Consider the following 14,099-nt stretch of genomic DNA (forward strand, 5'->3'; position numbering starts at 1 on the left):
TCGCTTTGGTTCCGATTCCCATGATGGGAAAATCCTTCTCAACTTACGGGCGCACTTCGGAAACGCATGCGCATGTCACACCGTGAACGCTTCTGATGATTCACCACCCCCAATGTCGCCAGCGATTCACCTGGTGGACGGTACTGGCGAGATTGACGGTACCGACCAAGATTCCAAACTAGCGCTTTGCCAGCAGATTCTAGGATACCAGTTCAAAGACCCGACCCTGTTGTTGTCCGCTCTGACGCATGCCTCGGGTGCGGTGCATCGATTGGCCAGCAACGAGCGACTTGAGTTTTTGGGCGATGCCATACTTGGGCTAACGGTTTGCCTTTGGCTGTTCGAAGAGTACCCCGAATACAACGAAGGCGATTTGACCAAAATTAAGTCAGCCGTTGTCAGTCGGCGATCGTGCGGGAAGGTTGCGATCGAGCTAGGGTTTGACCGGTGCCTGATTGTTGGCCGTGGAGTCACTCGTAACCGCAGCTATCCCCGATCTTTGGTAAGCGACGTGTTCGAGTCGGTGATCGCGGCGATGTATTTGGACGGCGGAGATGAAGTCGTCCGTCCTCGGCTAAAAGTTTGGCTAGCCGACGAAGTTCGGCACGCGGTTGAATCGCAAGGCTCGAACAATTTTAAGTCGACACTGCAACAGTACGCTCAACGCGAACTCGCCAGCACTCCGGTGTATCGACTGGTTCGCGATGCAGGGCCCGATCACCGCAAATCATTTCTGATTACCGCGGTGATCGCCGATCGCCAATTCGCCGCCGCCTGGGGCAGCAATAAAAAAGATGCTGAACAGCACGCCGCGGCTAACGCGCTTGCCGAGCTGCACGGTGACCCCTTGCCGTTTTCGTCAGACTTAGAAGAAACGGCAAAGTAGAATTTTACCTCGGCTGTAACTGAGTCCAAATCCACGCGGCTCAGTCCGTTGGTTTCAACGGACTGAAGTTCAGACATGATCCTTCACGCGTCGCTTGAACCGGAACCCGCAGTTTACTCCGGCATCGTGAATCCACTGCTGGCCGGTGCAGTCGTCGATGCGGATGGTGTCGCCATCGTTGGGCGAATCGCCGCCGGTTTCACTTCCGTTGGCTTGGTTTCCGCAGGCGTTGCCTCCGTTGGGCGAATCGCCTTGGTTTCTGGCGTCGTCGCGGGAGCACTGGATTCTTGCTGCCAGTTTGGATTCCAGGCTTGTGACCATGACGCTTTCGATGGCGTGCTAGCTTCAGCGCCTAAATCCACGGACTCGACCTGGCCGGTTGGTTTCGGCGCCGCCGTGATCGCAGCGGTCGCAGGACCAATCGACGATGATGCCGAGACGTTTGCAACGCCAAGGTTCGCGGTGTTTGAAGGGCGTCCGGTTTGCTGAATGTTGGGCTGGGGTGCCGCGGCTGCGTACTGAGCCACTTGTTGCGAAGCCTGTGGTGCTGCCTGAGCAACGGTGCCACTGCTGGCATCGATTTGGGCAAGCATTTCTCGTGATCGTTCGATAGCGCGTCCCACTGCAACGTCGCCGCCCGCTTGTGATTCGAATTTCAAAGCTTCGGAAATCTGTGCCCGTGCCTGTGGCAACTGGCCGCTCTTGAAGTGCAGGTAGGCCATGTTGAAGTGTGCGACGGCTGGCTTGTTGTTCTGGGCCAATACCTGCATCGCGGATGCAGGGTCGCCGGACTCGAACTTGACTGTGGCCAAATTGTTGGCGTATCGAGAAGTGCCCGGTGCAAGTTGCAATGATTTTTCCAAAGTCTCGATCGCACCGGCATGGTTGCCCATCTTGCTGAGCGTCAGACCAAGATCGTTGTACAGACCTGCGTCATTGGGAGTTTGATTGATCGCGACTTGAAATGTCTTGGCCGCTTGCGGCAAGTTGCCTTGTGTGAAGTGCAGTCGAGCAATGTTGTTGAGCGCTTGAGGATGATTTGGTGTGCTTTCGAGAGCTTTGGTATAGCTCTCCATTGCCTTGCCAAAGTCGCCTGTCGATTCCCAAAGCTGACCATTGGCAACGAAGACTTCTGCGTTGACCTTGTCTGGCTTGTTATCCAGCCGAAGCGGATCTGCTTGGTCAGGACTATCCACAACCTCTTCTGATTTGCGTCGAAAGACGCTTGTCATCGCAGTTGCTGTTTTGCCGATTGCATTCTTGGTGCTAACCGCGACCGCCTTGACTTGGCTTCCCGCACCGCTATCTGACGACGCAACGGATTCGCCCATCGTCGACGATTCGAATGTCGACGGACTTGATTTGGCAAATGGGTTCATCGATGCCATTGGAAATCCGCCGCTCGAGCAGCCTGTCGATGCAACCGTTGTGCCGACAAGGATCGAGGCAAGAAGCGCTCGGCGAGCTTTGATCGCAGGTTTCACGATATGTTTCCCCAAAAGGCACTAACGCGGCTAAATCAAGCGGCGACTGTGACAGTTGTCTTGATTAGTTGAAAGGTTCCGTTGTTGAGGATCGGCAGGATGACGCGGTGAACTTGAATCTGTGTGCCGTCGATGTGACGCGTTTGAACGAAAAAAGGCGGCTCCGATTTTATCGGACCCGCCTTCGTTGAAACCGAATATTTCGGCCAATGACCAGTGCGTTAGTTGCCGGATGGCGTTGCCACGGATTGGTTGCCCCCGGCGCTGGTGGCCGGCAATTGAGGGCTTGGCAAGTTGTTCAACCATTCGCGGCTGACCTTGGTCGCCCAAGCACCGGACGAGGTACCCGGTTCGACATCGGTCACCATAACCGCAGGTCTTGGCCCTTGGATGTTCAAGCTAGCCAGCGTTTGGTGAACCGAAGCAACTCGTGCCTGGGTTTCTTCTGGCGTCATGCCTCGCATCACAAACACATCGCGATGCAGTGCTGGGGCTTGCGTCGCGATCCATTGGACCCGTCGGTTGCCCGATGCCAACAACGCACCGTCGCTTTCGCGGAAAAGTTCGTGGCCGATCGTGTTGTGAATTCGCCAGCCGTTGTGTTTCATGATCTCAAACGGGGCAGCGACTTGCATCGCATCGGCTTCGTTGAATGGTTCGGGCCATGCGTTATTGCGTTTGTAGCCGACATTCAAGTCGTGCCAAAATGTATGCCAATCGGCACACGCCGAAGTTGCCGTCACGCCTACGGCCAAGAAAGCCAACACAAATCGGTTGAATCGGACGGTTCGTCTCATAACAGGCAGTTCCTTCCGCCGTTAAAAACAAGCTGTTGGCTTGCCTTTATCGTTTGGTATTGATCGTTTGAATCAGCGACGCAGATGACCGCCGCAGAATATCCGCTGCGGCAACCTAATCCTTCGGGACTGTCCGCTAGCTACATCATCGGTTCGGCGATGCCAGAACTTTCCTGGGGGGCTGACTTGGTGGGGATCCGTTACGACCGACAAAGTCGCCACCTGGCCGATTCGACTCTAGACCATCGGTTCAACCACGATTGTTTCCCCGTCGAACTCGACCACGTCGCCGGTCGACAACTGTTTGCGGCGGCGAGTTTCGACTTCGCCATTGACCTTGGCTTCGCCAGCCTGGATTCGCACCTTCGCTTCGCCGCCGGTGGCCACGAAGCCTACAAATTTTAAGTAGTCATCCAGGCGAATGATGGGTTTGTCATCGGTCGGCGTGTTCAAGCTAGAGGCCTTCGGTCAGGATGTGATGAAGCGGTCCAGTCAGTAAAGTTCCGCTAAGATACTCGCTTTGCCACCATCCGTACTACTCTTTGCAGAAACATGACTTCATCCGACCTCTCCGACGATCCGTCACCCAAAGTTGCCGATCGCAAGGTCAGCATCGATGCTTACCGTGGAATGGTGATGTTTTTGATGCTGGCCGAGATTCTGCATTTGGATCGACTGGCCGAGCGGTTCCCGGACGTAAAATTGTTTCAATGGATTCAGTTCCATACCACGCATGTGGCCTGGGAAGGCTGTTCTCTGCACGATTTGATTCAGCCCGGATTCACATTCTTGGTCGGCGTTGCGATGCCATTTTCAATCGCTAGCCGGATCAAGCGTGGCGGATCCATGGCGTCGATGCTGTGGCATGCCGCATGGCGGTCGGTCGTCTTGGTTTTGTTGGGCATCGCGCTGCGTTCACAGGGGTATGACCAAACCAACTTCACTTTCGATGACACGCTGACACAAATCGGACTGGGGTATTTCTTTGTGTTCCTGATCTCGCTAACGCCGCGGTGGGTTCACTATGTGTCGGCCGCCATGATCTTGGTTCTGTTTTGGGCGGCGTTTGCTTTGTCGCCAGCCCCACCCGCCGATTTTGACTACGCTGCCGTCGGAGTCCCCGCCGATTGGCCCCACCATCATGATGGATTCGCGTCCCGTTGGAACAAGAACAGCAATCTGTCGTGGCGGGTTGATGTGTGGTTCATGAATCGGTTTCCTCGACCAGAACCGTTCACGCACTCCGGTGGCGGTTATGCGATGTTGTCATTCATCCCAACGATGGCGACGATGATCTTTGGCTTGATCGCCGGCACATGGTTGAAGGAGCCGCTCGAACTACGATCCCGTTTGATTCGGTTTGTCGCCGCAGTTGTGATTGGGTTTTCATTGGCGCTGCTGTTGCAGTGGACGGACGTTTGCCCCAACGTCAAACGCATCTGGACCCCCACGTTTGCACTGTATAGTGGCGCGTGGTGCATGACGTGGTTGGCGACGTTGCATGTGATCTGTGACGTCGGCAAATGGCAACGTTGGGCATTCCCCTTTCTCGTGATCGGTTCCAATTCCATACTGATCTATGTGATGAGCTGGACGTTGGAGGGACCGATTCACAACTTCCTGCTGCGTCATTTCGGTCATGGTGTCTTCGAAGTCTTCGGCGTCTCCTATGCGGGTGCACTGATTGGTGCTGCCACGCTTGTGATCATGTTTTCTGTTTTGCTGTGGCTGTATCGGAAACGTGTTTTCATCAAAATCTAAGTGCAGTTCAATCGGCAATATTCGCAGTCCTAATGTCCAATCATTTCGATCACTTTCAAACCCAACTCGATGCACTGGATCAAACCAGTCGCCGGCGTCGACTTGTGCCCCGGTCGCCTGTGGGAACAACGTTTGTCGAGGACGGTCGGTCGTTCATCAACTTCGGCAGCAACGATTACCTGGGACTTGCATCACGTGAATTGTCCGGCATCCGTGCCCGTGCTTGTGCCAGCGGAAGCGGCGCTAGCAGTTTGGTATGCGGTTGGACCGCTGATCATCAAAACCTTGCCGACTGCATCGCCAAGCTAGAGTCGACGGAAGCGGCGACGTTGTTTCCAAGCGGGTTTGCAGCCTGCAGCGGCGTCGTCGCGACATTGCCCGGTCCAGGCGATTTGATTCTGAGTGATCAATTCAATCACGCGTCTTTGATCGACGGTTGCCGTTTGTCCGCCGCCGACCGACTGGTTTATCCGCACCGCGATATGGCCACGGTCGAGTCGATTTTGCGACAGAAACGGAATCAGTACGAACGAGTTTGGATCGTGACCGATACGATTTTTAGCATGGACGGGACTGTCGCGCCGCTGCCGGAGCTCTGCGACTTGTGCGACCGTTTTGAGGCGATTCCGATCGTAGACGAGGCTCATGCGACCGGTGTGATGGGAGACGGCGGCAGTGGCATGTGCGAAGCCTTAGGCGTGAAGGGACGTGTCCCGATCCGTATCGGCACGCTCAGCAAAGCAATCGGAAGTCAAGGTGGTTTCGTCGCCGGTCCCCAAGTTGTGATCGACTATCTGGTCAACAAATGTCGATCGCTGATTTACAGCACGTCACTGGCGCCATCGGCCGTGAGATCCGCGCTGGCGGGAATCGATGCCATCAACCATGAACCCCAGCACCGCTCGCGAGTTCGGCAATGGTCGTCGCAATTGCGGGACGCGCTTTCGATCGAGACCTCGGCGATCGAATCGGTCGTTCCCATTGTTCCGATCATCATCGGTACCGACAGGGACACACTGGCCGCTGCCAAATCGTTGGCTAACGCCGGCTTCTACGTGCCCGCCATCCGGCCGCCCACGGTTCCCGAAGGTACCGCCCGGCTCAGGGTTTCGTTGTCGGCCAGTCACACCGAAGCCCAAATCGGTCAACTGATCGAACATCTCGCCTAGGCTGGTGCCTGTCGCGAAGTCGCCGAGTGGCCAGATCGAGAAAAGTTGGTTTCGATACTTTGGGATTTTTTCCCTAACAAACTTGGATCCTGATCGTTTGACTCTCTAGACTCGAAGATTCGGGTCTCGTCTCGATTCTCTTCTCTGAATTTTGGTGGTCGTCATGGCACATGTCACTCGGTCCGTCGTTGCCGGATTGTTGTTCACATTCTTGGGCGGGACTTGGCTTGATACCGTCGTTCAGGCCGAATCGATCGGATGGATCGAACGATTCGCACTCGCCGACGATCGTCAGGCCGCGATCGATACGCTGGTGCCTGGGACCGACGACTATTTCTTCTATCACTGCCTGCACTACCAAACGACTGGCCAGCTTGAAAAAGCCGAAGCCGTGCTTGCCGAGTGGGCTGCCAAGACACCAGGACCCGCCATTGCGGCGATCAACGCAATGGTTGATCGCCAGCGTTTGTTGACATACGAACAGTCGCCGCAGCGAACGATTGACCACTTGGTCAAACGTCTCGGCGTCAAATTTGATTCGGCGCCACCGATAACACGGAACCAGCGTCGCTACGCCAGTGAGCTGAATCCATCAGTGCTGGCAGCCAAGGGGTTGATCCAGCAGGCCATTGCCGAAGGCGGCGAGTTCAAGCCTGCTGCACTGGCATTCTTGGCCGACCGTTTTCTACGTGGCGAGACCGCTGGATACACAATCCCGTTGTCCGTTTTGCTAGGCCAGATCAAGACACCATCGATTCCAAAACTCGGTGAACTTGTCTCGCAAGAACTGACAAGTCGGCGGCTCGCCGATCAGCGATTTGGTGATCTTGCAGCGCACAAGTTATTGACTCTTGAAGAGTTGCGAGCGCTGGCGTTAAAAGTGCCCGGCGTTGCTGATGACGAAGCCATGGTGTCGGCCGTCTTGGTTCGTCTGCGTCCGAGCGCCGACGTCGATCTGTCCTTTCAACCAGAAGCTCGAATTGAGTATCTGACACGCGTCGAAACGTACGTGCGAGATTTGCCGGCTAGTTACAACAGCTTGAAAGCATCAGCGGCGTTTCGTTTGTTGGAGGCGAATTTGACGCGAGGAAAATTTGATCGCGAGCTGTTCTTGCGTTACTTGAAGTTGCCTCGCAATAGCCCATTGGTCGCTTCAAAGTGGAATGACGCTAACCCTCATCCCGCCGACGTGCGCAGTGACTACATGGGAATGGCATTGTTGCCACCTATCGGAAAAGAAGATGATGTTCTGCGAGCTCACTTGGAACACTTTTTGGTCGATGCCGAATCGACCTCAGCCTTTGATGCGTATTTAAAACCGGCTTACCTGCGACAAGTGTTTGCGGAAACAAAGCTGTTGTACGGCGCCGCAGACGAGGCACGTTGGTACAAAATGCTAGCCAGTTCACGCCGCCAATCCCTGCGGGATGCGGTTGAGTTGCGTTTGTCGCCCACCAACCCGATGTTCTTTGACGCCGATGCGCCGACTTCGCTGTCGGTGGACTTGAAGAATGTTGATGAACTGATAGTTCGGATCTACGAAATCAACGTGCCGGCTTATTGTCGTAGCCATGATGGACCGCTGGATACGGATATCGACTTGGACGGTCTGGTCGCGACTCATGAAATAAAGCAAGCGTTCAACCAGCCTGCCGTCCGCCGCCACCGTCAAATAATTGAATTGCCGCAAATCACGGGACGGGGAGTCTGGGTAGTTGACTTAATCGGCAACGGTGTACGCGGTCGAGCCATGATCCGCCGCGGGTCGCTTGACCATGTGGTTACCACGGTCGCCGATGGCATGGCGTTCACGGTCATTGACGAAAATCGCAAGCCGGTCTCCGGTGCAACCGTGTGGATGGGTTCGCAAACATTCAAGGCAGATGCCGATGCTGACGTTGACGCCGAGGGAACCATTCTGGTTCCGCTCGCATCCGCTGATACAACTCGCAAAGTGATCATCAGTGATGGCGTGCTGGCTGAATCGGTGACGCTTTTGCATCCAGCCGAAACCTACGAACTGGATGCCGCGATGCACCTCGATCGGTCGATTTTGCAATCGGGCGGTCGAACCGAATTGCTGATCCGGCCGCGATTGTCGATGACGGGCGTGCTGGTCGCTCCGTCAATGATCGACAAAGCACATGTTTTGATCGAGTCGACCGATCTTGACGGAATCACGTCGACGCAAGAAGTGGAAAAGATTGAACTCACCCAGACTGGCGAATTGGTGGTGCCCTATTCGGTTCCGTCAAGGCTCGCCAGCATCGTTGCCACGCTGTCGGGAATCGTGAATCCGGTCACGGACGCGCAAGCGGTCGCTGTTTCGACATCGCAGACTTGGAACATCGCCGGCATCCGGAAAACACGAAACATCCATGATGCTTTCTTGACTCGTGATGACAACGACTATGTCATTGAAGTGCGTGGCCGTAACGGCGAGATCGTGCCGGGTGCGGTCGTGGGGATTTCGATCAACACGATCTATCGCGATCAGCCAGTTCGGCAAACATTGCAAGCCGGCCCCGACGGCCGAGTCCGATTGGGCGAACTCGATGGTGCTGATCAGATCGAGTTTTCGGTCTCCGGTGGAATCTCGCACACTCACCGTCTGGATGATGTGCAACGGTTTTGGCCAAGCGAAGTTTTCGCCGCCGCAGGAAACCCTATCGAACTTTCGTGGCCTGAATTCTCTGACATACTCGGTCAACCGTCTTCTCGATTCCGTTTGGTGGCGGCGGACGATCGTACGGTTCGCACCGACGAAACGGATCACTTGTCGATTCGCGATGGTTTGCTAACGATCACGAATTTGCCGCCCGGCGATTTCAGTTTGATTGACCGACGAACCAACGAACTGACTGCGATCTCGATTGTTGGCGGTCCGGTCATTGCTGGTGTAGCGGTCGGACAGACACGACATCGATCAACCAACATCACCAAGCCGATTTCCATTGCCAACGTCCAACGTGATGCCGACGGAATCAAAATCAAACTGTCGGGCGAAACCGCACTGGCCCGAGTTCACTTGTATGCCAAGCGTTACTTTGATCAGGCGTCGTCGGGTTCGATGTTGCATCTGCCGCTACCTGATCTGACCGGTCGCAGTGTCAGTCGTATCGGCGCGGGCTATGTTGGTGATTTGCGACTCGGTGACGAGTATCAGTATGTGCTTCGGCGTCGCTATGCGGCTAAGTTCCCAGGCGTAATGTTGCCGCAGCCGGGATTGATTCTGAATCCCTGGGAAACCGACGAAACCCAAAGCCAAAGTCAGTCTGCCGCCGAAGGAGAAGTCTCGCCACCGAGTGCACCGGCGCGGGCGAGTCGCGGGCTCGATAAGGCGAAACGGCAAGCAAGACAGGCGGCGCAGGCTGTTGCGTCGGACTTTGATTTCTTGGCGGATCCCGGCATCGTGGTCGCCAATTTGCGACCGGACGCCGATGGTCTGGTAACGATCCCTGCCGACGTGATCGACGGGATGCCGATTTTACGAATCGTTGTCTGCGATCCCGTAACCGTGATTCAAACGACGGTGACGGGGCAGCTGGTGGATGCCGAGACTCGTGATTTGCGTTTGGCAAAAACGTTGGACTTGGGGACAGACTACTCGATGGAGCAATCAGTGTTGGTGGCGTCGCCTGACTCGCCGATCGACCTGCAGAGCCTCGGCAGTGCTCAGGTTCAAACCATTGGTTCGGTCGCGTCATTGCTGAATCTCTACAAGACGTTGGTATCGGATTCGCGTCTGGAAGATTTCGATGTACTTGGTCATTGGTCCGATTTGGACGAGGCGGCCAAGTTGGATGCGTATTCGCGATTGGCTAGTCACGAACTGCACGTGTTTTTGTGGGTGCATGACCGCACGTTTTTCGACGATGTCATCGCACCGTACTTAACCAACAAGAAGGAAAAGCAATTTGTCGATCACTGGTTGCTCGGCAATGACTTGTCCGGTTTCACCAACATGTGGCAATACAATCGGCTAAACGCTGCCGAGCGGGCAATGCTGGCGATGAGAGTTCCCGACATTCGCGAAGTCGTGCAACGGGAACTGCGCGAGCGAGTGGCGATTCAAGATGTCGACGTCGCGGCGGTTCGGTTCGGTATCGAAACGGCGCTCCAGCAAAAGTTGATGGAGTCGAGATCTGACATGGAAGTATCGGACAGCATGTTGGGCGTGGAGATGGATATGGCCATGGGAGAACCCTTTGGCGGTTCCGTAAACGGCGGAATGGGTGGCGGAGGTGCTGCCGATCCGTTCGGTCCGAATGAGTTTGCATTCGGCGGTGGTCAGATACAGCTTCGCGCAAATGCGGCGAAGTCTCTTGGTCGCAATGTCCCGGGTTTGCCGGACGCAAATCAGTGGGCGGCACTTAGCCGTCGGCGATTGGGACGATCATCAACCGTTTTCTTCCGCGAACTCGATTCGACACGGCAATGGGCCGAAAGTCACTGGGACCGAGTGCGGACCGTATCGGGGCCAGCCTCGGAATCATTGATTGACGCGAATGGCTTTTGGTCCGATTTAGCGTCGGGATCGGCAGAGAAGATTTCCGTTTCGGCCGACCTGCTGCGTCCCAGTGATTCGCGGCATGCTGCCCTGATGGGACTCGCTTTTTGCGGGCTGCCAATCACGGCCGGTGAAATCGATCTGCCCTCGGCACCCGACACGTGGTTCAAACCTGCGCACGGTGTTGCGGTGGTGACCAAGCGGCTTCAACGACTCAGTGCGAATGGCCAACCGAATTCGATCATGATCGGAGGACGTTTTACTCGTGTCGACGATTCTGATGCTGCGGAAGTCACCGAATTCGTCGCTGGTGTGGTCTATCGTGGGCAAGCGGTGTTATCGAATCCGACGCCCCAACAGCAGTCGTTCAATGTGCTGTGGCAGATTCCTGCTGGCAGCATTCCCGTGACCGGCACCAAGACGCTTGATAGCCGTGTCGTCACGTTAAAGCCGTTCGCCGTGGACGCGATCAGCTACGAATTTTACTTTCCCGTCGCGGGCAAGTTTGCCCACTATCCGGCAACAGCCGCAGACGGGGAAACGTTAGTGGCCAAAACGGAACTGAAGACATTTGATGTTTTGGACGAAGCGACTTCGGGCGACACGAACAACTGGAATGCCATTGCTCGCGACGGATCGGCGGACAAGATAGCCACGTTCTTAAGGGATGCCAATGTCCGTAAAATTGATTGGTCGTTAGTCACACACCGGATGTCTGACCCATTGGTCTATCGCGCGATCACCGACTCGCTGGTTGCGAACCGATTGATGGTCGACGAACTTTGGGCGTTTTCGCTGAAACACAATGACGAAGCCGGCATCCAAACGTTTTTGTCGATGCAAGATGGTTTGTCCCGTGATGTTGGTCCGGTGCTCGACAGTTCGCTACTGTCGGTGGATCCAATTGAACGTCGCCGTCACGAGATCCTCGAGTATTCGCCGCTAGTTCGTGCGCGCATTCATCGGCTGGGCGAATCGGATGAAATTTTGGATCCAACATTCTTGGCTCAATACCGCGAATTCTTAAATACAGTCGCCTACGCTCGCGAAATCTCGCCCGAGCAACGACTGACGCTAGCGTATTACCTTCTGATCCAGAACCGCATCGCCGAATCGATCGCGGAATTCGACAAAGTTGATCGAACGACCGTGGCGACCAAGTTGCAATACGATTACATGGACGCGTACTTGGCGATGCATCGCGGCGAACACGCACGTGCTGAAAAGATCGCTGTTGCTAACGCAGGTCATCTGATTCCCCGCTGGGCCGCTCGGTTTAGAGAACTGCAATCACAGCTCGATCAGGTTCATGGTTGGGACACCGCGAACGAGGTCGTTTCAAAGGATGCTTTCGACGCTGGCGACAAAGTGATCGCCGAAGGCAGTGGCGACTTGGCCATGATCGATCGACAAACTCGTCAAGCGGTGGCGTCGGACGAAATGCCAGAATTAATCGTGCGGGTCGATGGTGGCTCGGTCCGGATCGATCATCGACGAACCCGATCGGCGACGTTGAATCTGTACGGCGTCGACTTGGAATTGTTGTTCAGCAAGGCACCCTTCGTTCGCGACGACTTGGCCAAGATGGCGATGGTACGACCGCTGCGAAGCGAGTCGATCGATTTCAAGGATACCAACGGAGTTGCCAATGTTGACTTGGATGAAGGCATGCGGCGTCAAACACTCTTGGTCGAAGTGGTTTCCGGAGTGTCACGTTCGACCGCGCTATCGTACGGAGGAAACCTAACGACGTACGTTTCTGAAGCGATGGGGCAATTGCAAGTGACCGACTCGCGAAACGGACGCCCAATCGGAACGACCTACGTCAAGGTTTACGCGAAGTATGCCGACGGATCGGTTCGCTTTTACAAGGACGGATACAGCGACGCACGAGGACGTTTCGACTATGCCAGTCTGAGTGCAGCGGATGCAAAGGGAGCAACAAGATTCGCGATCTTGGTGCTAAGCGACGAGCAAGGGGCAACGCTGCACGACGTAGCACCACCAAGAAAGTAGATCGGCTAATGCTGCGAGTCCGTCGCCGTTCCGACCGAGATCCCTCAAGCGAACCGCAAATAGTGTCAAATTGCGAAAATCAAAAACTTCCGAAAAATCGCGGCGCATTTTTGTTGACGGGGGGGGGGGGCTGTCCCGCTAAGTTGCGGTGAGAGCGTGGCAGCAACCGAAAGTTTCTCGAACGCGGCTGGAATGAAACGTATAACCAGCGGCATTCTGAAAGCGGTTGTATTTTCGTTTGGGACCAAACAGAAATTGATTGAAGGTGCTGAACTCGGTTGAGCATTCTTCAAACAGATGAGTGAATGATCCGAAATTTCAAGACTGGATGTTTCTCCCGATCACTAAAAAGGACTGACTTGTGAAAACAGTAGTCGTCAAAAGTCGCCATCCCAGAAAAGTCGCGACGCTAAGCAACGTCGCGCCGACTGGGAGCTTGTTGACCCAAAATATCCTTTCGGTTTCACTTGCACTGCTCAGCGTCGCCATCGCAGCAGGAATAACGCGTGGAGACGGAGAAGAAACAGGTTCGCATCTCAATAACGAAAGCGACCAGACTGAACAAAGGCTGGCGTTGTGTGACGGAAGGAGCATCGTTTCGCTAGGGGTCGCAAGACCGGGCGATAAGCTTTCTGCCGCGATTAGGCTCAATAACGAAAAAGAATCTACGCAAAGAATTACCGGAGCGACAGTTTCATGCGGCTGCTTGAAGGTCGTTCCGGGGCGTCGCGTGGTCCTTGCGAGATCGTCAACCTTGCTAAAAGTTTACACAGAAGCTGGTAAGCGAACAGGTAGGCATGAGCAGACGGTAACACTAAACGGGGTTGATGACCGCAAAGAGAGTTTCGTTAAACAAATTGTTTTCTATTATGACATCGTTGGTGACTTTCAGCTTTCCGTTCCTTCAAATCGATGGATGATTGATCGCTCTTCTTCGCAGGCCCCAACACTTGAATTTGTGCTTCGCGGATTTCGTGAGACGGATTTGAAACGAGTTGATGTGGATGTCAACGGTGTCGAGGTTCAAGTCAGTCGTACGTCGGTCGCTCCACGAGGAGATGAGTCGAGTCGAGAGGTTTGCGTAGCGACTCTGGTCGATCCGTCATCAATTGTCAGCCCGCTCGCAATTACTGTTTCGGCATCGTACCTAGCCGAAGGCCACGTAACTGAATCAAGTATGTCGGAGCGAATTGTACTAATAAACAAACCTAGCGTAACAATTTACCCAAAGTCTCCAAGGATTGAGGACGGGAATGTAGTGGTTTTTGCGAGACTATTGAGTGACCCCGTTGAAGGTGTGAGGTTTCGGCTTAGGCAACGAAATGCGGTCGCACTCATTGGAACCTACAAGAAACTTGGACCGCGATTCTATCAAGTTGATTTTGGCAAGTGATTTCGTCTGATGACAGATTGGATAGTGTGCTCTTAGTCAATGTTGATAGCAATGTGCATTCGATTCCCGTTCAACTCCTTCAG

8 protein-coding genes are annotated in these 14,099 nt (G+C 54.7%); 5 read left to right on the forward strand and 3 right to left on the reverse strand.

Annotation, left to right across the window (positions count from 1 at the left end):
- The first annotated feature begins 112 nt into the window (after positions 1-112).
- Positions 113-886, forward strand: a complete 774-nt coding sequence (rnc, locus tag Poly59_RS04205) for a ribonuclease III (protein WP_146533250.1) — start codon at positions 113-115, stop codon at positions 884-886.
- 113 nt (positions 887-999) lie between these two features.
- On the opposite strand, the gene Poly59_RS04210 is transcribed toward rnc, so the two are convergent.
- The 3 genes from Poly59_RS04210 to Poly59_RS04220 all read right to left on the reverse strand — a co-directional run bounded on the left by Poly59_RS04210 (position 1,000) and on the right by Poly59_RS04220 (position 3,620).
- Positions 1,000-2,370: a tetratricopeptide repeat protein gene (locus Poly59_RS04210; protein WP_146532769.1), complete on the reverse strand. Its 1,371-nt coding sequence runs from the start codon at positions 2,368-2,370 to the stop codon at positions 1,000-1,002.
- 221 nt (positions 2,371-2,591) lie between these two features.
- Positions 2,592-3,167, reverse strand: a complete 576-nt coding sequence (locus Poly59_RS04215; protein ID WP_146532770.1) for a hypothetical protein — start codon at positions 3,165-3,167, stop codon at positions 2,592-2,594.
- Between the two features lie 237 nt (positions 3,168-3,404).
- Positions 3,405-3,620 carry an RNA-binding S4 domain-containing protein gene (locus Poly59_RS04220; RefSeq protein ID WP_246151370.1) on the reverse strand — a complete coding sequence of 72 codons (216 nt, stop codon included), beginning with the start codon at positions 3,618-3,620 and terminating at the stop codon, positions 3,405-3,407.
- Between the two features lie 99 nt (positions 3,621-3,719).
- Between Poly59_RS04220 and Poly59_RS04225 the strand changes: the two genes are divergently transcribed.
- The 4 genes from Poly59_RS04225 (at position 3,720) to Poly59_RS04240 (ending at position 14,016) form a co-directional block, all read left to right on the forward strand.
- Positions 3,720-4,928 (forward strand): acyltransferase family protein, encoded by a 1,209-nt coding sequence (locus Poly59_RS04225; protein WP_222436036.1) that lies wholly within the window; start codon positions 3,720-3,722, stop codon positions 4,926-4,928.
- A gap of 32 nt (positions 4,929-4,960) precedes the next feature.
- A complete protein-coding gene (locus tag Poly59_RS04230) occupies positions 4,961-6,097 on the forward strand; it encodes an aminotransferase class I/II-fold pyridoxal phosphate-dependent enzyme (protein WP_146532771.1) in 1,137 nt (378 codons plus the stop codon).
- A gap of 163 nt (positions 6,098-6,260) precedes the next feature.
- The gene (locus tag Poly59_RS04235; protein WP_146532772.1) at positions 6,261-12,623 is read left to right on the forward strand and encodes a hypothetical protein; all 6,363 of its coding nucleotides are present in this window, start codon (positions 6,261-6,263) and stop codon (positions 12,621-12,623) included.
- 439 nt (positions 12,624-13,062) lie between these two features.
- Positions 13,063-14,016 carry a DUF1573 domain-containing protein gene (locus Poly59_RS04240; protein WP_186776008.1) on the forward strand — a complete coding sequence of 318 codons (954 nt, stop codon included), beginning with the start codon at positions 13,063-13,065 and terminating at the stop codon, positions 14,014-14,016.
- Positions 14,017-14,099: the final 83 nt, after the last annotated feature.

Origin of the sequence: Rubripirellula reticaptiva, from assembly GCF_007860175.1 — a bacterium.
Classification (GTDB): domain Bacteria; phylum Planctomycetota; class Planctomycetia; order Pirellulales; family Pirellulaceae; genus Rubripirellula; species Rubripirellula reticaptiva.

What these genes read in the sequence shown, in the direction of transcription:
- Poly59_RS04215 (WP_146532770.1), bottom strand. Translation starts at nt 3,167, where the DNA reads ATGAGACGAACCGTCCGATTCAACCGATTTGTGTTGGCTTTCTTGGCC.
- Poly59_RS04230 (WP_146532771.1), top strand. Translation starts at nt 4,961, where the DNA reads ATGTCCAATCATTTCGATCACTTTCAAACCCAACTCGATGCACTGGAT.
- rnc (WP_146533250.1), top strand. Translation starts at nt 113, where the DNA reads ATGTCGCCAGCGATTCACCTGGTGGACGGTACTGGCGAGATTGACGGT.
- Poly59_RS04225 (WP_222436036.1), top strand. Translation starts at nt 3,720, where the DNA reads ATGACTTCATCCGACCTCTCCGACGATCCGTCACCCAAAGTTGCCGAT.
- Poly59_RS04235 (WP_146532772.1), top strand. Translation starts at nt 6,261, where the DNA reads ATGGCACATGTCACTCGGTCCGTCGTTGCCGGATTGTTGTTCACATTC.